This is a genomic window from Sphingobacterium litopenaei (genome assembly GCF_014692495.1).
GTDB lineage: Bacteria > Bacteroidota > Bacteroidia > Sphingobacteriales > Sphingobacteriaceae > Sphingobacterium > Sphingobacterium litopenaei.
In genome coordinates, this window is sequence record NZ_JACOIJ010000035.1 from 1 (window position 1) to 26,340 (window position 26,340).

Consider the following 26,340-nt stretch of genomic DNA (forward strand, 5'->3'; position numbering starts at 1 on the left):
AAGGTTTGATAAAGCAGCACTACGCAAAAATGGCTGGTAATATCAGGAGTGTGCCAGGTATAGGTCCACGAAGTGTTTCTATGTTGATTATTGCTACAGATGGATTTGGGATGTTTGAAAACTATAACCTTATCGCGTAGCTCTAATAGCGGCGGTAAATAAGCTTATTAAACAAGTATTTGCAATAGCTAAATCAGGTGAACCTTATAAAGCTCAATTTGGCTATGGCTAAAATATACAGAATATTATTTTAGTGAATTTTAAATTTTTATTTGGATTTAAACACAGTTCATTTCGAACGTAGCGCAGCGAAGAGAGAAATCTAAAAATTGTACTCTTAAAATGTATATAACCTAGACATCTCCCCTTTCGTCGAGATGAAGGGCTAAATAGGTCAGTATATAAGAATTTTTAAATCTAGGAGATTCGTTTTGTATTCAGCGCTAAAGCCCATTCTTTGTGGTGACAGCGGGGACATACCGAATCAACAGAGGCAAGCTCTTCTTCTACTCTACCACAAAACATGCAAGCGCAGGGTTGGTCCACAGGTAAAGCTTTGATGGCTTTATATTTATCCGGAAATAAAGGCAGACCATATTTTACTTCATAATCCGAATAGTACAGAATACTTAAGGTAGCATCGGTTTCTAATAAGGCGTAACGAACTTGTCCTAAATGTTCGACGGATTGATTACGTAGTTCAGCGAAAAATTCCATTTGGGAAAAGTCCGCATCGGTTTCATGCTTGATATCAAACTCCCCATCCTTAACAATAACCATGGATTTACCTTCCAATAGTTCGTGCAGAAATTTCCAATGCGAACTAATCCAAGTTATCCCTTTATAAAGTAGGACTATGGTAAATAATACAGTGATACCGTACAATAGCGGAACCTCTTCCTGAAACATGGGGTCACCTGCAGCTGAACCCATTCCCAAAATAATAGCGACTTCAAATAAAGTTAATTGCCGAACCCCTCGCCTTCCGGATAAGCGAAGCACCAGCAAAATAACCAGAAACATAATACCAGTGCGGTACAAAATTTCCAATAAAAACTTCGGTTCCATAATCACATTTTATTCGGAATATTCCAGCAGTTTAATCGCTTTCAAAATATCGACTCCTTTTCCCAAAACAGGCTTAAATAAATCTCCTTTTTCTTCAACCCGTTCCAACGCATTGAAGAGATTAAAATCAGCGGGTCTCATACCCAGCTTTACTTCTTCCCAAGCCAAAGGCATCGAAACTGTAGCATCCTTTTTCGGACGAAGGCTATATACACTAGCCAAGGTTTGGCCACGGCGATTCTGTAAATAATCGAGGTATATTTTGTTTTTATCCCGCTTTTGCAAACTTCTTTCCAGTGTGGTCAGTTTAGGTAATTTTATTTGCACCATCTGCATCAATACATGCCCAAAATCTTTAACCTGATCATACGTATACTTTCCATTCATTGGAATGTAAATATGCATTCCCGTACTGCCTGAGGTCTTTGGATATCCTTCGATTTTACCTTGATCCAAAATATATTTTACAGCCTGTGCCGTTTCTATCACGTCATCAAACGTATTATTATCCAAAGGATCTAAATCCAGTACGAGATAAGAGGGCTTATCCATATTGGATATTTTACTTATCCAAGGATTCATTTCTATGCAGCCTAGATTATTGAGGTAAGCCAAAGCAGCCTTATCGTTGCAGACAATGTAATCAATATACTTATCCGTACTTTCTGAAAAGACTTCTTGTGTGGGTATCCAACTCGGCGTCTCTTCAGCCGCATCTTTTTGATAAAAACTCATGCCATTAATCCCATTCGGAAAGCGATTTAAAGATTGTGGACGATCTTTTAGATGAGGCAGTATATATTTAGCCATACTTTGGTAATAGTCAATGACCATACCTTTGGTGATTTCCAGTTCTGGAAAGTAAATTTTATCCTGATTGGTCAATTTGAGCTTTTGACCGCCGATAGTTTTAGTCAAATCCTTTTTGCCAATCGAAGATGTAGCTGTTGCTGTATGCATAGGTGATGTATTTTTAGCGGCTTCCTTTTTGTCTTCAGGTGAAAAATAGATTTCCTCCACACCTTTATCCTCTCTTAGATGTAAGAATACCGGATGTCTATATACCAAGTCTCGGGTGAGTTCCGTAAATTTTATTTCAGCAATAAGTTCGGGCTTTATCCAAGTCGTTTTTCCGTTGGTTTTTGGAACCTTTTTAAAAGGCGACGTTTTACGAACTAAAGGCAGCATAAGACTGTGCAAATCTTTTAATTTCTTTTCGGTGAAACCCGTTCCAACATGTCCACAAAACACAAGTTCATTATCTAAATATTTCCCCAAGATTAACGATCCAAACTTACTTCGCGAACCTTTCGCTTCGGTGAAGCCACAAATTAGTGCTTCTTCGGTTTGCTGTACTTTAATTTTCAACCATTCCGAACTTCGGACATTCGGAGCGTAGTAAGAATCCACCTTTTTGGCAATAATTCCTTCTAAACCTAGATTTTTGGCTTCTTTAAAGAAAGCTTTACCATTTTCTAATACAAAATCATGGTATTGCACGACCTCATTGGCAACCAAAGCTTCGCTTAACAATTCTTTGCGTTGCAAATAAGTCAGCTCTTGCGTAGAATGTCCATTGAGCCAGAGTAAATCAAAAACCTGATAAATAACAGCCTTTTGATCGTCTTCTTCAAGATGCTGAATACGCTGAAAACTGGGCTTTCCTTGCGAATCATAAGCGACCACCTCACCATCTAAAACCATCTCGTAAGATTGTAGTTTTAGGGCATTGGCTATTTTGGGAAATTTACGCGCAAAGTCTAAGCCGTTGCGGGAATATAATTTGACTTTGTCACCGCGTAAATCCGCAATGGCGCGATAACCATCCCATTTTATTTCAAAAGCCCATTCCTCACTATCAAATGGTTTATCTGCCACTTTACATAGCATCGGTACAATAGTTTCAGGAAGCTTTCTTTCTTTAGCAGTAGCGCTTGGTTTGCTTGATATAGAGATTACTTTTTCTTTTCCTTTGGACTTACTTTTTTTTTTACTCTCCAAATAGGCAGTTACTTTAGAGTCAGGATCGATATTCTTTTCAGCATCATATTTTTTGGTAACAGCATGCTCATCTTTGTGTTTGATAAGCAACCACGCATTGTCCTGATCGCCATTTTTTATTTTGACCAAGGCAAATTCCCCCTGTAATTTATCCCCATAAAGTACGACTTTCACCGAACCATCTTCTATTTCCTGCTGCATTAACTTATCTGCAGATGTCCCCTTGGATTTATTTAATGGTTCATAATAGCCTTTATCCCAAATTTCCACTTCTCCCGCACCATAATTTCCTTTTGGAATAGTTCCTTCAAAAGTTCGGTACGCATAGGGATGATCCTCGACCATCATCGCTAGTCGCTTGTCATTGGGATTGAGTGAAGGACCTTTGGGCACAGCCCAACTTTTGAGCACACCATCTACCTCCAACCGAAAATCATAGTGCAAACGCGAAGCCGCATGGCGCTGTACCACAAACTGCAGTTTTTTGCTTTTACGAGACTTCTTGCCTTCCGGTTCCGCCGTCTCCTTGAAATTTCGCTTTTGATTATAAACCTCTAACCCCATGTTAATCTCCTTTACTAACCTGCGTTTTTCTTTCCTTTGTCCAAACTGGCTTTCAGCATCGCCATCAAATCTGATGCTTTTGCATCTGGTTCTTTTACAGCCGAAACTTTTACTTTTTTACCTTTTGCTTTTTGTTTAATGATCTTCAGCAACTTTTCATTATAGGTATCCGTATAATCCTTAGGCTCAAAAGGTTTGGCCAAAGATTTAATTAGCGATTCAGCTAATTTCAACTCTGCTGCTTTAGGAGCAGCCTTACGCGTTGGAATATTCAAATCATCATAGCTTCGCATTTCCTCCGGATAACGCATACGATTCAACATTAAAATCTTATCGTCATATGGACGAATTAAGGCCAAAATTTCCCGTTCCCGCATCACGAAAGAACCTATGCCTCCCATTTTGGTTTTTAATAAAGCTCTTAGCAATAAATTATAAGCAGCTTCACCATTTTTTTGAGGCTCCAAAAAATAAGGTGTTTCGAATAATGCGGAATCAATATCAGCTTCTTTCACAAATTGGGTGATGGAAATAATTTTCGACTTTTCAGGGCTAGCAGCCTCAAAATCCTCATCTTCCAACACAATATATTTATCCTCGATTTTATACCCTTTCACAATATTTTCCCAAGCCACTTCCTTCCCTGTCTCTTCATTGACACGTTTGTAACGAATATTGTGTAAATCTTTCTTGTCCAGCATATCCAGATCCAGCGTACTTGACTCCGTAGCCGAATATATCTTGATTGGAATATTTACCAATCCAAAACCTATAGCCCCATTCCAAATTGCTCTCATACTATTTTCTATTAATTTAATCGTCGTTTAAGCAGACACAGCACACCCAACTCCTCTACGGATAGATTCTCACTTTTCTTTAGCAATCTATCCACTTCTTTTTTGAAGTAGCACAAAGTTTTACCCTTCGTATAATTATCAATAATGCGCGGATCGATATACGATTTACGCGCTATGGCTGGTGTATTTCCCAATCGCTCACTTACTGCTACTACAGCCTGCTTAATATTTTTGCTTAGTTTGCGTTGATCCGCTTTTTCGGTAGCACCCAATTCATCTAAACTCATAGCTGCAATCACTGTGCCTGCCCAAGTCCGAAAGTCTTTAGCTGAAAATTCAGGTCCCATCACCTCTCGGATATATTCATTGAGATGCTGGCTTTTAACATCCTGAATCTGTCCCTCTTCATCAATAAATTTGAAAATCTCATACCCAGGTAAATCGTCAATATCTCGAACAATTTTTGCCAATTGCGCGTCAACAATTAATTTTTCCTGCTTTTGTGCAGCCTTACCTATATAATTAAAATAAAGTTTATCCGCTTCGATTTTCAGATGCTTGGATCGTAAAGTCGTCAGTCCATAACTTTTATTTTGCTTGGCATACACATCGCTACCCGGTCTAAAAAAAGCAACATCCAACAACCTCACCATACAAGCCAATACCTTATTGCGATCTAATTTGCGCTTACGAAGATGCTGACCCGTCACCGCACGCATATGAGGCAATTGATTTGCAAATTGTAGGATACGGTCAAACTTCTTTTGTTCCTGTCGAAGCCTAAAATTGCTATTGTAGATATATTGTTTTCGGCCTTTGGCATCAAATCCTGTAGCTCTTACTTTAGCACGAGGCGAAGCATTGATTTCTACCTTAGTCCATGCTGGGGGAATTACCAAGGACTGGAAGAACGAAAGAAGTTTTTCATCCGTTATCTTATTCCCTTCCTCATCTGTATAAGAAAAGCCTTTACCGATTCTTTTTCGAAAATATTTCATTGATATGATGTAAATATTTAAGTCTACTTGGGTATAACTATTGAAACTCCAAAAAGTTCTGAAGAAGGGAGGTAAATAATTCAGATTGTAGTCAAGAACCTTCATTGAGTATTTTTCAATAAATTTAAAATCTTAATAAAAATTTTATTAATTAAAAACGGGAAAAACACCTTAAACAATCGGTTGCGTTTGCATATATTTGCTTTACCTATTAACTAAGACTTAACTAAAAAAATATGTGCGGAATTGTTGGCTATGTAGGGCACAATCAAGCATATCCATATCTTATTGGAGGTTTAAAAAAACTAGAATATCGTGGATATGATAGTGCCGGAATTGCACTTCACAAGACTAACGAACTTCAAATCGTAAAAAAAACTGGAAAAGTAGCAGCTTTAGAAGAAGCTTTCAGAACTCAAAATACACACTCGACTTTGGGAATTGGGCACACTAGATGGGCCACTCACGGAGTTCCTTCAGATGCAAATGCGCATCCTCATTATTCAAATTCTGGCAATCTTGCTTTAGTTCACAATGGTATCATTGAAAACTATGCTTCTCTTAAGGAAGAATTATTACAAAAAGGCTACCATTTCAATAGTGAAACAGATTCGGAAGTCTTATTGAACTTCATTGAAGATATTTATATCAACAATAATTGTTCACTGGAAGAAGCTATACGTATTGCCTTAAAAAGAGTTACTGGTGCTTATGTGATTCTTATCCTTTCAAAAGAACATCCTGATACCTTATTTGCTGCTCGCAAAGGAAGTCCTTTGGTAGTCGGAATTGGTAAGGGAGAACATTTTCTTGGTTCTGATGCATCGCCAATGCTGGAATATACCAAAGAGGTCGTTTATATCAACGATTATGAACTTGCTATAATCAATCCTGATCAACTTATCCTTAAGAATCTAGGCAATGAAACGCTCACGCCTTATGTGCAAAAGCTGGATTTGGAATTAGCAGCTATCGAAAAAGGCGGATACGAGCATTTCATGATCAAAGAAATTCATGAACAACCACAAGCAATTTTTGATTCATTACGTGGAAGATTGGATCCAGAGAGCTTAAATATTACATTGAGTGGATTAGACACTATCAAGGAAAAATTAATCGCCGCTAAAAGAGTCATTATTGTTGCATGCGGTACGAGTTGGCATGCCGGATTATTGGCTGAGTACTGGATTGAGGAATTGTGTCGTGTGAATGTCGAAGTAGAATACGCTTCAGAGTTCCGATACCGAAATCCAATTATTACTCCGGAAGATATTATCATTGCTATTTCGCAAAGTGGTGAGACAGCAGACACCTTGGTGGCTTTAGAGAATGCTAAAGCGCAAGGAGCGACAATTTTTGGTATAGTGAATGTGGTGGGTTCGTCAATTGCGCGTGTTTCAGATGCAGGAATATACACGCATGCTGGACCTGAAATCGGTGTAGCCAGTACCAAAGCTTTTTCAGCACAATTGACTGTACTGTTATTGTTCGCTATAAAATTGGCTGAATTTAAACAATCAGCTTCTGAAGAATTAAGAAAACAATTGTCTAAAGAACTTAGCGAGGTTCCAGATAAAGTAAAATATATTCTGGATTCCACAGTTGAAGACATTAAAGTTATTGCTAAAAAATATCAGAACGCGACGGATTTCTTGTTCCTTGGAAGAGGTTATAACTTCCCTATCGCTTTAGAAGGTGCCTTGAAGCTGAAAGAAATTTCTTATATCCATGCAGAAGGTTATCCAGCAGCTGAGATGAAACACGGACCAATTGCTTTGGTTGACGAAACGCTACCTGTTGTTTTTATAGCAACAAAAGACAGAGTCCATGAAAAAATCGTTAGCAATATGCAGGAAATCAAAGCGCGTTCGGGAAAACTAATTTCTGTGGTGACAGAAGATGACCAATTAGCAATCAGTCTTTCGGACGAACATATTAAAATCCCAGCTAGCCATGAAATGATTGCCCCAATTTTGGCGGTTATTCCATTACAAGTACTTTCCTATTACGTGGGTATCGAACGTCAAATAGATGTAGATAGACCTAGAAATTTAGCAAAATCAGTAACAGTAGAATAAGAAATGGGGAAAGTAAACAAACTGCCATTAGAAAAACTGGGCCATGATTGGGTTAATGAGGGAAACTTTAATAACAAATATCATCTAGAGTCCAATAAAAAAAAACTAAATAAGTTATATCGTAATTTATCGGATACCGAGGTATCAACCTTACTCCAAAACCAGAATTATTCTCCCAACTGGGAGAATATTTTGGTTACTGATACTTTTAATCCCAATCAAATAAAGAATTCTAAGTTTTATGGCAATGTGAGAATTGGGAATATCTCGCCATTTTATTTGGACTACAAGGATCTAAAATTACCAGCAGGTATATACAATAGTCAAATCATCAATTGCGAAATTGGTGACGACAATGCTATTCACCATGTGCGTTATATGTCAAATTACATTACAGGAGATGAAGTTATTCTTCTGAATATAAATGACATGGAAACCAGTAAGAACGCTAAGTTTGGGAATGGAATAATAAAAGAAGATGAATCCGAAGACAAAAGAATTTGGATAGAGCTGTGTAATGAAAATGGCGCCCGCCCTATTCTACCTTTTGATGGAATGCAAGCCACGGATGCGTACATTTGGACACGTAATCGTCACGACATAGCTCTGCAAAATAAGTTTAAGGAAATAACGTCCTCGGCTTTTTCTACAAAAGGAGGTTATTATAGCGAAATCGGTAATCAAGTTGTGATCAAAAACAGCAACATGATTAACGATGTAATAATAGGAGACTATGCGTATATCAAAGGCGTAAATAAACTTAAAAACGTTACTATTCATTCCACTGAAACGGCTTTCACCCAAATCGGTGAAGGTTGTGAAATTGTCAATGGAATCGTGGGCTATGGCTGTCGAATTTTCTATGGTGTCAAAGCTGTACGTTTTATTTTATCATCATTTTCCCAACTGAAGTATGGCGCGCGCTTGATCAACTCGTTTTTGGGTGACAATTCCACGATTTCATGTTGCGAAGTATTAAATTCCCTGTTGTTTCCTGCACATGAGCAGCACCATAACAATTCTTTTCTTTGTGCCGCACTCGTTATGGGACAAAGCAATATGGCGGCGGGAGCAACTATTGGCTCTAATCATAATTCCCGTTCGGCCGATGGAGAAATTATTGCGAAACGAGGTTTTTGGCCTGGGCTATGCGTAAGTTTAAAACACAACTCGAAATTTGCTTCTTACTCACTTATCGTGAAAGGTGATTTCTTGTATGAATTAAACATTAAAATTCCTTTTTCCTTAATCAGTACAGATGTTCAAAACGATAGGCTGATTATCGTACCAGGATATTGGTTTTTGTACAATATGTACGCGGTAATTCGAAATTCAAAAAAATTCGTTGCACGCGATCGTCGCACGATGAAAAATCAATATTTAGAATACGATGTATTGGCGCCTGATACGATAAATGAAATTTTTGAGTCTTTAGACATCATTGAAGAAGCGGTTGGCAAATCTATTTATCCAAATTGGGCGAGTTCGAAAGCTGAAGGGAAAAAGATTTTATTAGACAATCAAATTAAAATTAGTCAAGATATCTATTTGGAAAATGTAGAAAATTCGAAGCGCAAAGTGGTATTGCTAAAGGCTCGCGAAAGCTATAATCTTTTTAAAAAGCTGATACATCATTATGCCGCTACACAAATTTTGGAACATCTTGATTTGGAAAATTCCTTGGCTGATGATATTCTAAGCAAGATTCATAGCTATAAAAATTCGAAGAGAAAAGATTTTGAAAATTTAGGAGGACAAATTGTAGCAAAGGAAGACCTTCAGCAATTATTGGAAGATATCAAAGCCGATAAATTCAGCAATTGGCAAGAAATACATCATCAATACCATCAATGGAGCGCAGATTACAAAGAAGAAAAATTTGCACATGCGCTATCTTCTTTGGCAGAATTAACACAAAATCCAATCGAGCAATGGGATATTACTTTTCTACAAAAATTGATAGAAGAAAGCATTGCTACGCAGCAGTGGATTTATGATGAAATCTACAAATCCCGCAAAAAAGATTATGACAATCCATTCCGTAGCATGGTATACGAAAATGAAGAAGAAATGAACGTCGTCATCGGCCGTTTAGAAGACAATTCTTTTATAAAAGAGGAGAAAAAAGTGTTAGATTCTTATAAAGAAAAAGCCAATATTTTCCTGAATATACTTGCAAATTCATAAAACAAAAACCCCCTCTAGCGAGGGGATTTTCATAAACTAACCAAAACCTAAATATTAAACTACTTTACTTCTATTAATCTTTTTGCAATTATTGCATCTTCTTTTTTTCCGATTTTCACTTTCAAAATACCATTTTCGTAAGAAGCGTCGATATTACTATAATCAACGGTATCAGGCAAAGTGAAAGATCTTGTGAAAGAGTTGTAGCTAAATTCTTTTTTGCTATATAATTTCTCTTCCGTGATGTTTTCTTCTGATTTTTCAACCGAGATAGAAATAATATTTTTATCTACATTGATTTTAAAATCAGCTTTTTCCAAACCTGGAGCAGCTAATTCAACTTCAAATGATTTTTCTAATTCCGTAATATTAACTGCTGGAATACGAGTTACTAAACGGTCAGTGATAAATGAATCGTTAAATAAGTTATCAAATACACTATTTACGAATGGGTTAACCACGTCTGTATTTACTGCTTTAGTAGGGAATTTAAGTAATGCCATTGTATAATCCTCCAATTTAAATTTTATGCTTATACTATTTTTAATCTTTTATAATTATTTACACAAAGGATTATTCAACTTCTGTACCATTGCACAATTCAAGACAAAAAGTCACAAATAATTATTTAAAGAAGACAAAATGACACTTAAAAGAAATAAAAAATGCCTTTTACAGCATAAAAGGCATTTTGAAAATGTATGTAATGTTTGATTAATCTCTTTTGTAAGCCAACGAAACTTCAGAATTGGCTAAATCTCCGCCAAAAGGAGGGTTAACTTTGCGAATAGAAACATTTACTTCTTGAGCAAAAGCATATTTTTTTAGAACAATATCCAAAATATCCTCTAAAGCGGATTCCAATAACTTACGTTTTGGTCGCATTACATCCAACAGAATTTGATATAGCTCTTCATAATTAATTGTATTCTTTAAATCCTCGGCATCCGAATTTTCGAAAGGAAATAATACTTCCAAATTTATGTAAAACTCATTTCCTAAAACCTGCTCCTCCTCATAAAACCCAATAGGCGAATAAAAACGCACATCCTTCAGGGCTACTTTTTGTGTAATCATAATCTAAAAATAAGCAATTTTGGGGTTTTTCCTTATATTTATTACATAAACTTAAAACTTATGAAACATCATTCTAAACTTACTTTATTTATTCTTTTCAATTTGGCCTGCACGCCATTTCTTTCTGCTCAAACAAAATTTCAACCTCAGGACACGGAATTTTATGAACCTAAATCCAAAGTAGTACATACTACGCCAAACAAAGCACCCAGCGATGCTATTGTGCTATTTGATGGCACGGATTTGAAACAATGGGTTAGCACTAAGAATTCAAATACCGATGCTCCATGGACCATTAAAGATGGTATATTAACCGTAAAACCCGGTAGCGGAGATATTCAAACCAAACAAGAATTTGAAGATTTTCAATTACATATCGAATGGAAAAGTCCAGATATAATAAAAGGACAAGGACAAGGTCGCGGAAATAGTGGTATATTTTTACAAGGAAAATATGAATTGCAGGTTTTGGACAATGACAACAATCCAACTTATGTCAATGGACAAGCTGGTTCAATTTATAAGCAAAGACAACCCCTAGTATCCGCTGTAAAACCAGCTGGTGAGTGGCATACGTACGACATTCTATACACTGCTCCACGTTTTAACAAGGACAATATTTTAATCAAGAAAGGTACTGTGACCGTACTTCATAATGGTGTAGTGGTGCAATATAATACACAAATCGAAGGAACAACAGAATATATTGGAATGCCTCAGGTTATTCCTCATGGCGCTGGCCCACTTATTCTGCAAGACCACGGTGATTTAGTGAGTTTTAGAAATATTTGGATTCGACCTTTGTAAAATAAATTAAACAATAGTGTAATTAAACCGCAAAGTGTGTAGAATTCTATATTTTCGCAGTGAAACATTTTCTAAAACATGAAAAAACTCTTATTACTTTTTCTTTTAAGTAGCTCCACCGCATATGCGCAGCGCAATTTTACTATTGATGAAACAGTTTTTGGACCAAGTAAATTTGCACCAAAGACTATTTATGGTATTCAATGGGCTAAAAATATGGATGTTTTCACGCACCTTGACCAAAGCTACCAACAACTTATTGCCAGAAGTGCTAAAGAAAATTGGTCGGAAAAGGTTATTGCGAACGCAGATGACCTAAAAGCTGCTTTAAATAAAGTAATCACAACAGAAAAATTCACTTTGAGAGGATTTCCCTCTTCATACAAATGGGTAGATACAGACCATATCAAATTTCAGTTACCTACGGAAAAGACACTTTTTGATATTACCTACAATACAAAAACTAAATCTGCTATGGTAACTAAGTCAATTCCTAATGGATTAACAAACGCTGAATTAAACACCCATACAGCTTATTTAGTAGGTAGTAATATTGAAATATTAACCGCTGAAGGACAAAAAATTCAAGTTACTAAGGACACGATGGATGGCATTGTAAACGGCAGCGATTATACACATCGTCAGGAATTTGGTATTCATAAAGGCATGTGGTGGTCTCCAAACGGAAAGCAGTTGTTGTATTACCGAAAGGATGAAACGATGGTAACTAAATATCCTTTACCGCAATGGGATGCGCGTGTGGCTACTGTCAATTACATCCGCTACCCAATGGCGGGCATGAAATCCGAAGAAGTGACTTTAGTCGTTTTCAATACAGAAACTCAATCCTACACTACTTTAAAAACGGGTGAGCCGAAAGAACAGTATCTAACTTCAGTTACCTGGGATCCAAATAATGAATTTGTATATGTAGGTGTATTGAACCGTGGTCAAGATCATCTCAAATTAAACCAGTACAACGCCAAAACTGGTGATTTTGTAAAAACTCTTTTTGAAGAAAAATCCTCAACTTGGGTAGAACCGCAACACGAATTAATCTTTTTACCAAATGCCAAAAACCAATTCCTTTACCAAACAGACAAGGATGGTTTCAATCAATTGTACTTATACAATACAGATGGTAAATTGATAAAACATTTGGGTTATCAAGAAGTAATAGTAGAAGATTTCAAAGGATTTAATGGAGCAGGTACAAAAGCATATTATGTAGGTGCGACCAACAAAGGATTAGAACGTCACCTCTATGAAGTAGAAATTAAATCTGGTAAAACTACACAATTGACCAAAACAAACGGGGTGCATAACGCAACTGTAAGTCCAACCGGCAAATATGTGTTGGACCAATACAGTAATTTGACTACTCCTAATAAAATTCAGGTGCTTGAAACTAAAAATAGTCAAAGCAAATCCATTTTCGAAGCAGAGAACCCATTTGCAGGACAGATTAATTTACCGAAGATAGAGTTCAAAGAATTTTTGTCACCTGACGGAAAAACGCCTTTGAATGCACGTATCACCTACCCTGCTAATTTTGATCCAACACAAAAATACCCTGTAATGGTATATCTATACGGTGGATCGCATGCGCAATTAGTTACCGACAGATGGTTGGGCGGTGTAGGCTATTTTGATTTGTACATGGCTCAAAATGGTTATTTGGTCTTTACTTTAGACAATCGTGGGTCAGATGCAAGAGGACGCGACTTTACCAGAGTAACACATAGAAATTTGGGTGAAGCCGAAATGGCGGACCAGCTCGTAGGTTTTGACTACCTGAAATCTTTACCGTATGTAGATAAGGAAAATATGGGAATCTTTGGCTGGAGTTATGGTGGATATATGACTACATCATTGATGACCAAACACAATGCTACATTCAAAGCTGCTGTCGCAGGTGGTCCAGTTATCGATTGGAAATATTACGAAGTCATGTACGGCGAACGTTATATGGATACGCCTCAAGAAAATCCAGAGGGTTACAAAAAGACTTCTCTATTGGACAAAGTGGATAGACTGAAAGGAAATCTATTGGTTATTCATGGTGCTCAAGATCCTGTCGTTGTGCAACAGCATAGCATGGATTTCATTGAACAATGTATCAAAAAAGGCATTCAAGTGGATTATTTCTTATATCCATCGCACGAACATAATGTACGCGGAAAAGACCGAGTGCATATGTATGATAAGATTGCAAAATACTTTGATTTGCATTTAAAGAAATAAGAATTCAGAAACCTTACAAAATTTGTAAGGTTTCTTCATTTAAGGACATTGTTTTGACAATAAATAATCCTAATTTATTCATGATTTTAAAAAATAAATATATAACTTTGCACTCCGACAAAGCAGTCGGAATACACTTCTCTATAAAGGCATTTCTTCCGCTTTGTAAACAGCAACAAATAGTATATTTAAACTTTTTGATTTAATAAATAATGCCAAGAAACACCTCCATTAACTCCGTTTTAATCATAGGTTCTGGTCCTATTGTTATCGGACAAGCGTGTGAATTTGATTACTCTGGATCTCAAGCTGCCCTATCTTTGAAAGAAGAAGGTATCGAAGTTTCGATAATCAACTCAAACCCTGCAACTATTATGACTGACCCAGTTGTTGCAGACCATGTTTATTTATTACCACTTACATGCGAAAGTATTGAGCAAATTCTTCAAGAACAAAAAATTGACGCGGTATTGCCTACAATGGGTGGTCAAACTGCGTTGAACTTATGTATTGAAGCTTCCAATCGCGGACTTTGGGAAAAATACAACGTTCAAGTAATCGGTGTTGATGTTGCCGCTATCGAAAAGACTGAAAACCGTGAAGAATTCCGTCAATTAATGGTAGATATCGGTGTGGGTGTAGCTAAATCAAAAATTGCTAACTCATTCTTAGAAGGTAAAGAAGCTGCGCAAGAAATCGGATATCCATTGGTAATTCGTCCTTCGTACACATTAGCAGGTACTGGTGGTGGTTTCGTACACAAGAAAGAAGAATTCGATGCTGCTTTAAATAGAGGTTTACACGCATCTCCTACACATGAGGTATTGGTAGAGCAAGCTGTTTTGGGTTGGAAAGAGTTTGAGTTGGAATTGTTACGTGATAAAAATGATAACGTAATCATTATCTGTACGATCGAGAACTTTGACCCAATGGGTATTCATACAGGTGACTCCATCACAGTAGCTCCAGGTATGACTTTATCGGATAAGTGTTACCAAGATATGCGTAATCAAGCTATCAAGATGATGCGTTCTATCGGTAACTTCGCAGGTGGTTGTAACGTTCAATTCTCTGTAAATCCAGAAAACGAAGAAATCATTGCTATCGAAATCAACCCTCGTGTATCGCGTTCTTCTGCTTTAGCATCAAAAGCAACGGGTTACCCAATTGCTAAAATCGCAGCTAAATTGGCTATCGGTTACAACTTGGATGAGTTACAAAACCAAATCACTAAAACAACATCTGCATACTTCGAGCCTACTTTAGACTACGTTATCGTAAAAGTTCCTCGTTTCAACTTTGATAAATTCAAAGGTGCCAACAAAGAATTAGGTCTTCAGATGAAGGCTGTAGGTGAAGTAATGGCAATCGGCCGTACATTCATCGAAGCATTGCAAAAAGCGGCGCAATCATTAGAAACTGGCCGTGCGGGTCTAGGTGCTGATGGTCGTCAATTACGCAACTTAGAAGAGATTATGCACAGTTTAGAGCATCCAAGCTCTGACCGTCTTTTCCATATCAAAGATGCTTTCGAATTAGGTGTTCCTTTGGAATCTATCCGTAAAGCAACTTTAATCGACAAATGGTTCTTAGTTCAGATCCAAGAATTGGTTCAATTAGAAACTGAATTACGTCGTTACCAATTATCGAATATTCCTCGCGATTTCTTCATGACATTGAAACAAAAAGGATATTCGGATCAACAAATCGCTTGGTTATTAGGTAACGTCACTGAGGATGAAGTTTACGATCGTCGTAAAGAATTAGGCATCAACCGTGTGTACAAAATGGTGGACACATGTGCTGCTGAGTTCCAAGCACAAACTCCTTACTACTACTCTACTTTCGAAACTGAAAACGAGTCTATCGTATCAGATAAAAAGAAAATCATTGTATTAGGTTCTGGTCCTAACCGTATCGGTCAAGGTATCGAATTCGATTACTCTTGTGTACACGGTTTATTAGCAGCTAAAGAATGTGGTTACGAAGCGATCATGGTTAACTGTAACCCTGAGACAGTTTCTACAGACTTCAACATGGCTGATAAATTATACTTCGAGCCTGTATTCTGGGAGCACGTACGTGAGATCATCGAATTAGAGAAACCTGAAGGTGTTATCGTTCAATTAGGTGGTCAGACAGCATTAAAAATGGCTGATCGTCTAGAGAAATTAGGTGTGAAAATCATCGGTACATCTTTCGAAAACATGGACTTAGCAGAAGACCGTGGTCGTTTCTCTGACTTATTGAAAGATTTAGATATTCCTTATCCAAAATATGGCGTAGCGACTTCAGCAGAAGAAGCTATTCAAGTAGCGAATGAAGTAGGTTACCCAGTGTTGGTACGTCCTTCATACGTTTTGGGTGGTCAAGGTATGAGCATCGTGATCAACGATGAAGACTTGGAAAAAGCAGTGGTGAACTTGCTTAAAAACCTTCCAGGTAACCATATCTTGATTGACCACTTCTTAGATAGAGCCGAAGAAGCTGAATCAGATTCAATCTGTGACGGTGAAGATGTTCACATCATCGGTATGATGGAGCACATTGAGCCTGCAGGTATCCACTCGGGTGACTCTTCAGCAGTATTGCCTCCATTCAGCTTGTCTCAAGCCGTACAAGACAAAATGGAAGAATACTCTATCAAATTAGCGAAAGCTTTAAATGTAAGAGGATTATTAAATATTCAGTTTGCTATCAAAGGTGAAAACGTATACGTAATCGAGGCTAACCCTCGTGCATCTCGTACAGTTCCTTTCATCGCTAAAGCATACGATGTTCCTTACATCAATATCGCTACAAAAGTAATGTTAGGTGCTAACAAATTGAAAGATTTCACTATCGAGCGCAAATTAACAGGATGGGCTATCAAAGAACCGGTATTCTCATTCTCTAAATTCCCTGAAGTAGACAAACAATTAGGTCCTGAAATGAAATCTACTGGTGAAGCAATCCGCTTTATCAAAGATCTTCAAGACCCTTACTTTAGAGAATTAGTATCTAAAAAATCAATGTTCTTGAACGCACAATAAGCATACAAGAAATATTATAAAAAGGAACTCCCTCGCAAGCAATTGTTAGGGAGTTTTTGTTTAAAGAGTTATTAAAAAGATATTAGTCAATTTGTTATCTTTATAAATTACTCTAAAAGCACTAATCAATGGTCTAATTGTTATACTCTATTACAATGTAATTATTGTAATATGTTTGATTGTGGATATAAAATGACTTATTAAAAAAATAGACACTAATAGAAAATATGAAATTTAATCTTCCCACTCCTTGGACTAATAAAGAATTTGAAATTGATACTTTACCAGAATTAATTTATTTAGTTGGTCCGAATGGCTCAGGGAAAAGTAGATTTTCTGAAGCTCTACAACCTCATTTAGAAAACTGCAGAACATTGTCAGCAGACCGATTATGGATTGTCTGCAAAGCATAATGGTTTTGATAATGTAATGGGAAATCCAATGTTTCATACAGGATTTAACAAAGACCAGTTTGAACATTATGGACTGTCTAGCAAAAAACTTGGTTACGGTTTTGATGCTTTTATTCTATTAGAAGAACGATATGATCTAAGAATACAAATTGAGGCTACATTATCTCAACTTTTAAATGGAGATATTAAAATGGAGTGGGATTCAGGAAGATTAAATCCTGTTGCGTATAATAAAATTTCTGAAAAATCGTATAAGTTACATAAAGATGAATGTCACGGAATTAAAGAACTATTAATACTACTTACTCATTTGTATAATGATGAGAATGAATCTCTAATTATAGATGAACCTGAATTAAACTTACATCCTCAATATCAATCATTCCTAATTAATGAAATTAAAAAGGTCTTGCACAATCCAAGATTTAGGAAAAAGAATATTGTACTAATTACTCATTAACCATTCATACTTGATTTAAAATCTACAGATGATTTAAAATCCGTGATTTCCTTTAATTCAACTTTTGATACTCCTGCACATATTGGAAATATAGCAGAAGAAAAATTAAAAATATTTGGAGGTTTAGTAGCTAACTTAAATGTTCATCACAAACAATTATTCTTTGCTGACTTTCCAATATTTGTTGAAGGTATTTTTGACTCAATGTTTTTCCAAGCCTTGCAAAATAAACGAGGAATATCTTTAGAAGGTGCCGGAAGTTGTTTAATTGATGTAGGTGGTAATGATAAAATCGCTCAATATTTTTATTTGACTCAATCACTAGGTAAAAAAGCATATTTCGTTTATGACTTAGATAGCCTCTTTACTCAAAAAATTAAGACAAAGTGCTGATTCTTCAGATTTAGCAAAAGAATATTTAGCTTCAATCGGAGCAAGTGAGACATTTCAAGATGCTTGCTCGGATCTTGAAAAAACAATTAAAACACAAATTGATAAAATTATAAATATTACAGATATAGCGTCAGAATTCTATGAATTTCAAAAGTATTTAATTACATTAAACTCATCTTAAGATAAAGATAAGTGGAAAAAACTCAGAACTTCATTATTGATCGAAATTCAAACTAATAGGGAAAATTTGGAAAAAATATTAACTAAAAACTCTATTACGTTAATAAAACAAAAATTACAAAATATATCAGATGCCTTAAAAACTAATAGAGTTTTTTTGCTAAATAATGGAGCATTAGAAAACTATTTACCTGAATATACAGGAAATAAATTTAGAGTTTCTGAAGAATTAAAGAGGAAAACTGTTGAGTCTGAAATAGATATTATGCAAAATTTAACCGAAGAAGAGTTAGCTAATAGATATACTGATTTGTATGTTTTATCCAATGAATTTCCTGCAATAAAACAAATAGATTACAGACTTCAAATCCAATCGTATGTTTCGGACATAGTATATAAAATTCAAAAAGGAATCTCATCTAAATCGATTATTTCTATAGATTCAATTGCAGGATATTTAGGAAATGAATGGAATTCCATTTTAAAAATTATTGAAATTGATTCGTTAGATATTAAAAACGAGGAAAATTATATATGCAATTTAAAAGTTTTGGACAAATGGGATATTGGAGAAATTAATGTCTCCTTTAACGAAAATACTAATCCTACTAAAATGAATTTAAATTAGTCATAACTAGGATTGATTTTTCATAAGCTCTATTACATTCTATAAAGTGTTTAATAGTAGATGTGGAGTTCATAAAAAAACAACAAGGATTCTACATTTTTAATTACATAACTTTATTAATTTATCTCCCTATCCATTGTGATTTATTTGATTTATATGCAAATATATAATACATATGTATAGATTTCTCCTTCGTCGAAATGACGATTTTGCTAAATATCCTTCACACATCGGAAACCTACATTATTGGTTGGGCTATTGATTTCGCCTTTGCCACGTCCTCCTGCTTTGTAGCGTTCGCAATAATTATCTACACAAAGAAATGAACCGCCACGCTGTACGCGTTTGACTAAGCCGGATTCTTGCGGATCGTGTGAATCCGATGGTCCTTTAGGATTTACTTTGGAAGCATTCGTAGCATAGCCAGATCTATAATAATCCGAACACCATTCCCAGACATTTCCGACCATATCGTATAAACCTATGGCATTTGCAGGAAAAGATTTAACTGGCGCCGTACCATCAAAACCATCTAATTTAGCATTCTTCTTCGGAAATGAACCTTGATAGGTATTTGCCATCCACTTGCCGTCTTTTTTGATTTCATTACCCCAGTAGAAAGTTTCATCATTATGATTTCCTGCTTTGGCTGCTAATTCCCATTCCGCCTCTGTAGGGAGACGCTTACCAGCCCATTTGGCATACGCTTCGGCATCTTCATAAGCGATATGAACTACAGGATGATTCTCTCTTCCCTTTATATCGCTTTTAGGACCTTCTGGATGTTTCCAACAAGCTCCAGGAATATATTCCCACCATGACAAAGGATCGTTTAAATCACGAGCTTTTAGATTACCAACAAAAACTGCTGATCCAGCTACCAGCATCGCAGGATCTACTCCTGGAAATTCTTTGGGATCTAATGGTCTTTCTGCTACAGTTACGTAATTAGTCTCTGAAACAAATTGCGCAAATTGCGCATTGGTGACTTCATGTTCATCAATATAAAAGGAACTGACCTCTACTTCTTGTTTTGGCTGCGCGTCTTGAAAATAATCCGAACCTATTGTGAATTTAGCCCCTTGAACCAATACCATCAGAACCGAATCCTTACCTGAAATAATATCTTGTTGTGCTTTTGCTACTGATCGACTTGGTACATTTTCCATTGCACAAGAAGCACCTTCATCCATTTTAGTAGAATTTTTATTTTCCTTTTGCTGACAAGAAAGCACAATTAGAACCAGTAACAAATAGCTGAATTTCATATTAATATCACTAAAGTACTAAAATAAAAAAAGGCTCCAAGAAAACTATCCTGAAGCCAAAATATTAATTACATCTACCAATTACACACTTAACTGATTGCTTTTCGCATCTTTCTTCGCACGAATACCTGTATTTCCACCACCCTTCAATGTTAATTCAAGCGGTTTGTTTGAAATCCATGCACCTTGAGTAAAGTCTGGGAATTCTACTGTTTTACCTTTTTTCGTAGATTCTACACTCAAAGGAACAATAGCACTCCACGCTGCTGCATCATAAACATCTTGATCCAACGCCAATCCATTACGCAAACAGTCGATTAGTCTCCAATCCATCATAAAGTCCATACCACCGTGACCACCAACTTTCTTAGCTTGTTCACCGATATATTTTACGATTTCAGGCGTATATTGATCACGCAATTTGTTTAATTCCTCTTCAGGAAGAAAATCATGACCATTATGATGAGATTTTAAGCTGACACCAATTTTAGGGTATTTCTCACAAAAACCTTTAGTACCGCTCAACATGTGAATACGAGAATACGGACGAGGAGAAGTTACATCATGTTGAATCATGATCGTTTTTCCTTTTTGCGTACGAATCAATGTAGTATTCATATTACCTCTATATTCAGCACCTACGAATTGACCGTAAGTTGCAGGATCTTTCTCCGCTAAACGTTTAGCTTCTTCGCCCATATGGAAATCGTTTGAAGCAACGTTTACTAATGAAGTCATTACGTCACCACGGTTGATATTCATACATTGTGCTACTGGACCTATACCATGCGTAGGGTATAAGTTACCGTGGAAACGGATATTTTCTTTCAATCTCCAGAAATCATCGTAATATGTTTTGCTGAAATTCAAATCCAATAGGTCGTGGATATAAGCACCTTCAGCATGGATAATTTCTCCAAATACACCTGCACGAGCCATGTTCAATGTTTGCAATTCGAAGAAGTCATAACAACAGTTCTCCAACATCATACAGTGTTTTCTAGTTTCTTCGGATGTACGAACTACTTTCCAACAATCTTCTACCGTCAAACCAATAGGCACTTCACAAGCTACGTGCGCACCTGATTTCATACCTTCGATACTCATCTCTGTATGGTAATCCCAAGGTGTACAGATATATAATAAATCAATTTTCACTGATTTCAACATCTCTCTCCAACCATCTTCTCCAGAAAAACCAGCTGGTTTTTTCAAACCTTTACTTACTACCGCATTTTGGTGCTTCGTAACTCTATCCGCATGTTTATCACATACCGCAACAATCTCAGCGCCTTCAATGAATGTATATCTATCTACTGCACCTGTACCTCTATTACCCAAACCCACAAATGCGACACGTACTTTATCCAATTTTGGTGCTGCGTATCCTGACATATTGAATCTAGGCGCTTCAGCCGCTTTCACATGTAATGAAGGCAAAGTAATCGCTGTAGCTGAAAGTAATGATGCCTTTTTGAGAAAATCTCTTCTATTTGTACTCATAAAAATTTGATTTATAAATCTTTGTCTTAAATTAAGGGGGCACGAAGCCCCCCTAAAAATCACCTATATTAAAACAAACTAAACAGTCAATATTCAAGAAAACCAATGCTTATCTTTTCTTAGGTTTTCAAGGATTATCGATAATGTTCTTCTTATTATCTTTAACAAGTATAATTCATAATTATCAGATTATAAAATCATTCATAAACGCAAACGTTTGTCCAATTTTACGAATTCGATTGTCTATTTCGTTTGTTACAATTCGATTTTCCCAATCAATTCCATCAGTAAAGTTTCGGATAATTTAGCTTGCGTTTGGGCAGAATTAAATCTAGATACTGCATTTATAAAGTTCTCCTGCGCATCACGAAATTCAACAGCACTCACCGTACCTATTTTATATTTTTCTAAAGTAATGTTCATATTTTGTCGGGCAATCTGCTCATTCTTCTCTTCCAACTCTACCAGAGCAAGATTCGTTATATAAAGATTGTAAGCTTGAGAAATTTCGGTTTCAATCTGCAGATTTGTTTGGTTGATTTGCAAATCAGCGTTTTCAATACGCAGCTTTGCAATACGTTCGTTTCTTCGTTGGTTAAAACCATCAAAGATATTAACCGAAGCAGTAACACCATAGGTCAAGCCACGCGATTTGGATTGAGCTACGAAACCCAAGCTAGATTCCGATTCAGAAAAATTATATCCACCATTCAATCGAACTGTAGGATAACGGTTGGCTCTTATTGTTTTCTCTTCCAACTCGGCTAATCTTCTATTGATACTAATTAATATCAAATCTGGATTGCTGGACTTCGCTTGTTCTAATAAGTTACCAAGCGTCAGTGATTGATCAATATGCACTTCTCGTACCACTTGAAACTCTTGTTGCAAATCGCGAGCTAAAAGATTATTCAGCGCGATTTTTAAATTCTTAACTACGTTTGCCTGCTTGATGCGATTCGATTCATCGGTATTCAGATTGACCTGAACATTCAATACTTCTAATCGTGATGCCTTACCAATAGAAAATCTATTTTCGGCTGTACGCAATCTTTCTTGCGAAATCACGATACTCGAATCCATTGCGGAAAGCAGATTTTGTTGCTCTACGATTGTATAATAAGTAGATATCACATCCGAAATTCGTGTTACTACAGAACGCTGCAATTCTGCTTCGCCTTGCTTTTGTAATTCCTTCAAAGTTTCATAGCGCGAAAACATTCCCAGTCCATCAAATACAGTCCATCCCACACTAACACCGTAATTCAAACTATTGTTCTTGGCATTATCCAAAGCGCGTACCTCACCCGAAATCTGTGTCTGGTTAGAATTTGAAACACTATTGCTTTGTGTAAAATTACCTGTCACCGTCGGCAGCATGCCCGCATTTCCAGGTGTCACATTCTCTTGCGCTACTTTTAAATTATTTTGAAATAATTTGATATCATAATTATTTTCTAAAGCTATAGCTATGGCATCTCTGACGGTAAGTAGCTCTTGTGCCTTACTCATATTTGCACATAACAATAGACAAGCTATTATTTTATATACCCTTCTTCTCATACTAATCTTCAATATTATCAAACTCAGGTCTATGTTTTCTTGGACGCGACATCATCAGATAGAATCCTGGAATCACAAATAATGTCAATATCAGTGAAAACATCGTTCCGCCTACAATTACAACCCCCATCCCTATTCTACTCGTAGAAGCGGCTCCCAATGATAAGGCGATAGGCAAAGCACCGAACGCAATAGCCAAGGAAGTCATTAGAATAGGTCTTAAACGAGATTCTGCAGCTTCTACTACAGCGTTATATTTGTCCATTCCTTGTTCACGCAAATGGTTTGCAAACTCCACAATCAAAATACCGTTTTTGGTTACCAAACCAATCAGCATAATGGTACCAATCTGACTGAATATATTCCAAGTCTGACCAAATAGCCACAGCGAAAATAACGCTCCCGCTACCGCTAAAGGCACGGTAATAATTATAATAATAGGATCTGTAAAACTTTCGAACTGTGCTGCCAATATCAAGAATATTAATAATACCGCTAAGCCAAAAGCAAACATGGTATTCGAACCACTTTCTACAAAATCGCGCGATTCACCACCCAAATCTGTTGTAAATGTTTCATCCAATACTTTGGAGCGAATACGTTCCATCGCCTGTATTCCATCTCCCATACTACGTCCCGGTGCCAAACCAGCTGAAACTGTCGCCGACATATAACGATTATTGTGATACAATTGCGGAGGACTGCTTCGCTCTTCTAATTCTACAATATTGCTCAGTTGAATGAGTTCACCTCTATTATTTTTCACATAAATAGCTGCTAAATTATTTGGAGTCGCTCTATCTTTACGATCAAATTGTCCCATCACTTGATATTGCTTTCCATTCATCATGAAATAGCCAAAGCGTTGACCTGAAAGAGACATTTGCAATGTCTGCGCTACATCCAATACTGAGACTCCTAAAGCTTGTGCTTTTTCTCTATCAATCGTTACATAAATTTCAGGCTTGTTGAATTTCAAATTCACATCCGTAATAGAGAAAGTTGGGTCTTGCGACAATTCTTCCATAAAAAGTGGAATTTTCTCTTCCAATTGTTGAAAATTTTGTGCCTGAATAATGTATTGAATAGGCATACCACCACGTCTGTTTACAGAAATGGTTGGCTGTTGGGATACAGCCACACGTGCTTCCGAGAATCTACGAGACAATTTAGTCAAATCATTGGCAATTTCTTCCTGAGTGCGATCACGTTCGTCAGGATTTACTAATCCCAAACGCACCATACCACTATTTACCGATGCAGAACCAAATCCTGGAGAAGTAATTACTAAACTGACTTTTTTCTCTGGTACTGAATCATTAATTAGCATTGTTAGATCCGTCATAAATTTATCCATGTAATCATAGGATACACCCTCCGGAGCTGTGACACGAACATTCAAATAACTACGATCGTCATAAGGAGCTGTTTCTTTTGGCAAAAGTTGAAAGAATAAATAAATTAACCCAAAACAGCCAATCAGAATAGCAAAGCTTAACCATTTGAACCGAAGAAATCCTTTTAATGAATTCGCATATTCTGTATTCAATGCCACAAAATATTTTTCGGTACGCTCATAGAATTTACTTTTCTTCTGTTCACCACCTTTCATTAAATATGCATTTAGCATTGGGGTTAATGTCAGGGAAACGAAAGCTGAAATCAGTACCGCTGCCCCGATTACGACACCAAACTCGCGGAATAATCGTCCTACGAATCCTTCTAAGAATATTACGGGTAAGAAAACAGCAGCTAGTGTAATGGAGATCGATATGACCGCAAAGAAAATTTCATTCGAACCTTTTATAGCAGCTTCTATGGGCGACATCCCCTCTTCTACTTTCTTAAAGATATTTTCCGTTACTACAATACCATCATCCACCACCAAACCGGTAGCCAGTACAATAGCTAACAAAGTCAATACATTGATAGAGAAGCCACACAAATACATGATGAAAAATGTAGCAATTAAAGATACTGGAATATCGATAAGTGGACGGAAGGCGATGGACCAATTTCGGAAGAAGATATAAATAATAATTACGACGAGTACAACTGCAATAATAAGTGTTTCTAATACTTCTAATACGGACTTTTTAACAAATTGCGTGTTATCAATCGCAATATTCATTTCATAGCCTTCGGGCAAGTCATTCTGCAATTTGTCAAATTCTTTGTAGAAGCTATTGGCAATTTCAAGGTAATTAGTTCCTGGTTGAGGAATAACCGCCAAACTCACCATTGGGAATCCCGAATCAGACATTTTTGTCTCAAAATTTTCGGCCTCTAAAGCGGCTTTACCAATATCACCCAATCTAACGACTTTAGTCTGATCAGCGCGGATAATAATGTTATTGAATTGTTCCTCCGTAGAAAGATTACCAATAGTCTTTACTGTCAATTCGGTATTAGCTCCCGTCAGTTTACCAGAGGGTAATTCCACATTTTGGCTGTTCAGCGCATTGCGCACATCCATTACCGTTATTCCGTAAGAAGCTAATTTGGTTGGATCGATCCAAAGACGCATAGCGAACTTTTTTTGTCCCCAAATTTGAACTGAACTTACGCCCGGAATAGTTTGTAAACGCTGTGAAACCACATTTTCGGCGTAATCCGAAAGCTCCAACACATTATGCGTACGACTTTGTAATGTCATGGATATAATCGGTTCCGAATCTGCATCTGCTTTGGAAACTACCGGAGCGGCATCAATATCTTGTGGTAAGCTACGCATAGCTTGGGAAACTTTATCACGAACATCATTCGCTGCCGCTTCCAAATCTTTATCTAAATTAAATTCAATGTTGATATTACTTGACCCCTGCGAACTTGTCGAAGTGATGTTACGAATACCATCAATGGAATTGATAGCCTTTTCTAATGGTTCGGTGATTTGGGATTCAATAATATCTGGATTGGCTCCAGCATAGCTTGTTCGAACCGAAATTTGCGCTGGGTCAATGGATGGAAATTCACGTACACCTAAAAAAGTATAGCCGATTATTCCAAATAATATCAACATCAGGTTCATGACAATAGTCAGAACCGGACGTTTTATACTTAGTGTGGATAAACTCAT

The 26,340-nt window shown here is 36.7% G+C and carries 19 protein-coding genes and 1 pseudogene; 10 read left to right on the forward strand and 10 right to left on the reverse strand.

The features are described 5' to 3' along the window. A pseudogene (locus H8B04_RS17565) lies at positions 1 to 232 on the forward strand (IS110 family transposase); the annotation flags it as partial. Between the two features lie 185 nt (positions 233 to 417). Here H8B04_RS17565 and H8B04_RS14225 read toward each other — a convergent pair. Genes H8B04_RS14225 through H8B04_RS14240 form a run of 4 tightly spaced genes read right to left on the reverse strand, consistent with a single transcriptional unit; the run spans position 418 to position 5,428 of the window. Next, a complete protein-coding gene (locus H8B04_RS14225) occupies positions 418 to 1,068 on the reverse strand; it encodes a DUF421 domain-containing protein (RefSeq protein ID WP_165291835.1) in 651 nt (216 codons plus the stop codon). Between the two features lie 9 nt (positions 1,069 to 1,077). Then, positions 1,078 to 3,633, reverse strand: coding sequence for a DNA ligase D (ligD, locus tag H8B04_RS14230; RefSeq protein WP_190302779.1), 2,556 nt, complete (start codon positions 3,631 to 3,633; stop codon positions 1,078 to 1,080). A 14-nt stretch (positions 3,634 to 3,647) separates the two neighbouring features. Continuing rightward, a complete protein-coding gene (ku, locus tag H8B04_RS14235; RefSeq protein ID WP_165291833.1) occupies positions 3,648 to 4,430 on the reverse strand; it encodes a non-homologous end joining protein Ku in 783 nt (260 codons plus the stop codon). Positions 4,431 to 4,441: 11 nt separating this feature from the next. Next, a complete protein-coding gene (locus tag H8B04_RS14240; RefSeq protein WP_165291832.1) occupies positions 4,442 to 5,428 on the reverse strand; it encodes a DNA topoisomerase IB in 987 nt (328 codons plus the stop codon). Positions 5,429 to 5,664: 236 nt separating this feature from the next. On the opposite strand from H8B04_RS14240, the gene glmS reads away from it, so the two are divergent. Both glmS and H8B04_RS14250 read left to right on the forward strand, forming a co-directional pair. Continuing rightward, positions 5,665 to 7,506 carry a glutamine--fructose-6-phosphate transaminase (isomerizing) gene (gene glmS / locus H8B04_RS14245; protein WP_190302780.1) on the forward strand — a complete coding sequence of 614 codons (1,842 nt, stop codon included), beginning with the start codon at positions 5,665 to 5,667 and terminating at the stop codon, positions 7,504 to 7,506. Positions 7,507 to 7,509: 3 nt separating this feature from the next. After that, complete coding sequence (locus H8B04_RS14250) at positions 7,510 to 9,693, forward strand: DUF4954 family protein (RefSeq protein WP_190302781.1); 2,184 nt, start codon at positions 7,510 to 7,512, stop codon at positions 9,691 to 9,693. Between the two features lie 59 nt (positions 9,694 to 9,752). On the opposite strand, the gene H8B04_RS14255 is transcribed toward H8B04_RS14250, so the two are convergent. Together H8B04_RS14255 and folB are read right to left on the reverse strand one after the other, a co-directional pair. Beyond that, positions 9,753 to 10,196 (reverse strand): Hsp20/alpha crystallin family protein, encoded by a 444-nt coding sequence (locus H8B04_RS14255; RefSeq protein WP_165291829.1) that lies wholly within the window; start codon positions 10,194 to 10,196, stop codon positions 9,753 to 9,755. A 211-nt stretch (positions 10,197 to 10,407) separates the two neighbouring features. Then, a complete protein-coding gene (folB, locus tag H8B04_RS14260) occupies positions 10,408 to 10,770 on the reverse strand; it encodes a dihydroneopterin aldolase (protein ID WP_165291828.1) in 363 nt (120 codons plus the stop codon). 60 nt (positions 10,771 to 10,830) lie between these two features. On the opposite strand from folB, the gene H8B04_RS14265 reads away from it, so the two are divergent. The 7 genes from H8B04_RS14265 (at position 10,831) to H8B04_RS14295 (ending at position 18,927) form a co-directional block, all read left to right on the forward strand. Further along, positions 10,831 to 11,577, forward strand: a complete 747-nt coding sequence (locus tag H8B04_RS14265; RefSeq protein WP_165291827.1) for a 3-keto-disaccharide hydrolase — start codon at positions 10,831 to 10,833, stop codon at positions 11,575 to 11,577. A 78-nt stretch (positions 11,578 to 11,655) separates the two neighbouring features. Next, the gene (locus H8B04_RS14270) at positions 11,656 to 13,821 is read left to right on the forward strand and encodes a S9 family peptidase (protein WP_190302782.1); all 2,166 of its coding nucleotides are present in this window, start codon (positions 11,656 to 11,658) and stop codon (positions 13,819 to 13,821) included. Positions 13,822 to 14,033: 212 nt separating this feature from the next. Beyond that, positions 14,034 to 16,853, forward strand: coding sequence for a carbamoyl-phosphate synthase large subunit (gene carB, locus H8B04_RS14275; protein ID WP_165291825.1), 2,820 nt, complete (start codon positions 14,034 to 14,036; stop codon positions 16,851 to 16,853). A 227-nt stretch (positions 16,854 to 17,080) separates the two neighbouring features. Beyond that, on the forward strand, positions 17,081 to 17,266 hold the full coding sequence (locus tag H8B04_RS14280) for an ATP-binding protein (protein ID WP_165291824.1): 186 nt from the start codon (positions 17,081 to 17,083) through the stop codon (positions 17,264 to 17,266). Next, the gene (locus H8B04_RS14285; protein WP_190302783.1) at positions 17,250 to 17,726 is read left to right on the forward strand and encodes an AAA family ATPase; all 477 of its coding nucleotides are present in this window, start codon (positions 17,250 to 17,252) and stop codon (positions 17,724 to 17,726) included. The genes H8B04_RS14280 and H8B04_RS14285 overlap by 17 nt, the downstream gene beginning before the upstream one ends. A gap of 42 nt (positions 17,727 to 17,768) precedes the next feature. Further along, a complete protein-coding gene (locus H8B04_RS14290) occupies positions 17,769 to 18,119 on the forward strand; it encodes a TOPRIM nucleotidyl transferase/hydrolase domain-containing protein (protein WP_190302784.1) in 351 nt (116 codons plus the stop codon). Positions 18,120 to 18,366: 247 nt separating this feature from the next. After that, on the forward strand, positions 18,367 to 18,927 hold the full coding sequence (locus H8B04_RS14295) for a hypothetical protein (RefSeq protein ID WP_165291822.1): 561 nt from the start codon (positions 18,367 to 18,369) through the stop codon (positions 18,925 to 18,927). 212 nt (positions 18,928 to 19,139) lie between these two features. Here H8B04_RS14295 and H8B04_RS14300 read toward each other — a convergent pair whose 3' ends face one another. From H8B04_RS14300 to H8B04_RS14315, 4 genes are all read right to left on the reverse strand, one after another. Further along, positions 19,140 to 20,195: a formylglycine-generating enzyme family protein gene (locus H8B04_RS14300; RefSeq protein WP_190302785.1), complete on the reverse strand. Its 1,056-nt coding sequence runs from the start codon at positions 20,193 to 20,195 to the stop codon at positions 19,140 to 19,142. A gap of 81 nt (positions 20,196 to 20,276) precedes the next feature. Further along, entirely contained in the window at positions 20,277 to 21,698 is a 1,422-nt protein-coding gene (locus H8B04_RS14305) for a Gfo/Idh/MocA family protein (protein WP_165291820.1), read from the reverse strand. 255 nt (positions 21,699 to 21,953) lie between these two features. Continuing rightward, a complete protein-coding gene (locus H8B04_RS14310) occupies positions 21,954 to 23,210 on the reverse strand; it encodes a TolC family protein (RefSeq protein ID WP_206366891.1) in 1,257 nt (418 codons plus the stop codon). Between the two features lie 52 nt (positions 23,211 to 23,262). Next, entirely contained in the window at positions 23,263 to 26,340 is a 3,078-nt protein-coding gene (locus H8B04_RS14315; protein WP_165291818.1) for an efflux RND transporter permease subunit, read from the reverse strand.

Bases quoted from the DNA above. Each gene is read 5' to 3' on its own strand.
- folB (WP_165291828.1), bottom strand. From the start codon at position 10,770: ATGATTACACAAAAAGTAGCCCTGAAGGATGTGCGTTTTTATTCGCCT.
- H8B04_RS14250 (WP_190302781.1), top strand. From the start codon at position 7,510: ATGGGGAAAGTAAACAAACTGCCATTAGAAAAACTGGGCCATGATTGG.
- H8B04_RS14305 (WP_165291820.1), bottom strand. From the start codon at position 21,698: ATGAGTACAAATAGAAGAGATTTTCTCAAAAAGGCATCATTACTTTCA.
- ku (WP_165291833.1), bottom strand. From the start codon at position 4,430: ATGAGAGCAATTTGGAATGGGGCTATAGGTTTTGGATTGGTAAATATT.
- H8B04_RS14315 (WP_165291818.1), bottom strand. From the start codon at position 26,340: ATGAGTTTATCCACACTAAGTATAAAACGTCCGGTTCTGACTATTGTC.
- H8B04_RS14225 (WP_165291835.1), bottom strand. From the start codon at position 1,068: ATGGAACCGAAGTTTTTATTGGAAATTTTGTACCGCACTGGTATTATG.
- H8B04_RS14240 (WP_165291832.1), bottom strand. From the start codon at position 5,428: ATGAAATATTTTCGAAAAAGAATCGGTAAAGGCTTTTCTTATACAGAT.
- H8B04_RS14270 (WP_190302782.1), top strand. From the start codon at position 11,656: ATGAAAAAACTCTTATTACTTTTTCTTTTAAGTAGCTCCACCGCATAT.
- H8B04_RS14310 (WP_206366891.1), bottom strand. From the start codon at position 23,210: ATGAGTAAGGCACAAGAGCTACTTACCGTCAGAGATGCCATAGCTATA.
- glmS (WP_190302780.1), top strand. From the start codon at position 5,665: ATGTGCGGAATTGTTGGCTATGTAGGGCACAATCAAGCATATCCATAT.
- carB (WP_165291825.1), top strand. From the start codon at position 14,034: ATGCCAAGAAACACCTCCATTAACTCCGTTTTAATCATAGGTTCTGGT.
- H8B04_RS14280 (WP_165291824.1), top strand. From the start codon at position 17,081: ATGAAATTTAATCTTCCCACTCCTTGGACTAATAAAGAATTTGAAATT.
- H8B04_RS14300 (WP_190302785.1), bottom strand. From the start codon at position 20,195: ATGAAATTCAGCTATTTGTTACTGGTTCTAATTGTGCTTTCTTGTCAG.
- ligD (WP_190302779.1), bottom strand. From the start codon at position 3,633: ATGGGGTTAGAGGTTTATAATCAAAAGCGAAATTTCAAGGAGACGGCG.
- H8B04_RS14255 (WP_165291829.1), bottom strand. From the start codon at position 10,196: ATGGCATTACTTAAATTCCCTACTAAAGCAGTAAATACAGACGTGGTT.
- H8B04_RS14265 (WP_165291827.1), top strand. From the start codon at position 10,831: ATGAAACATCATTCTAAACTTACTTTATTTATTCTTTTCAATTTGGCC.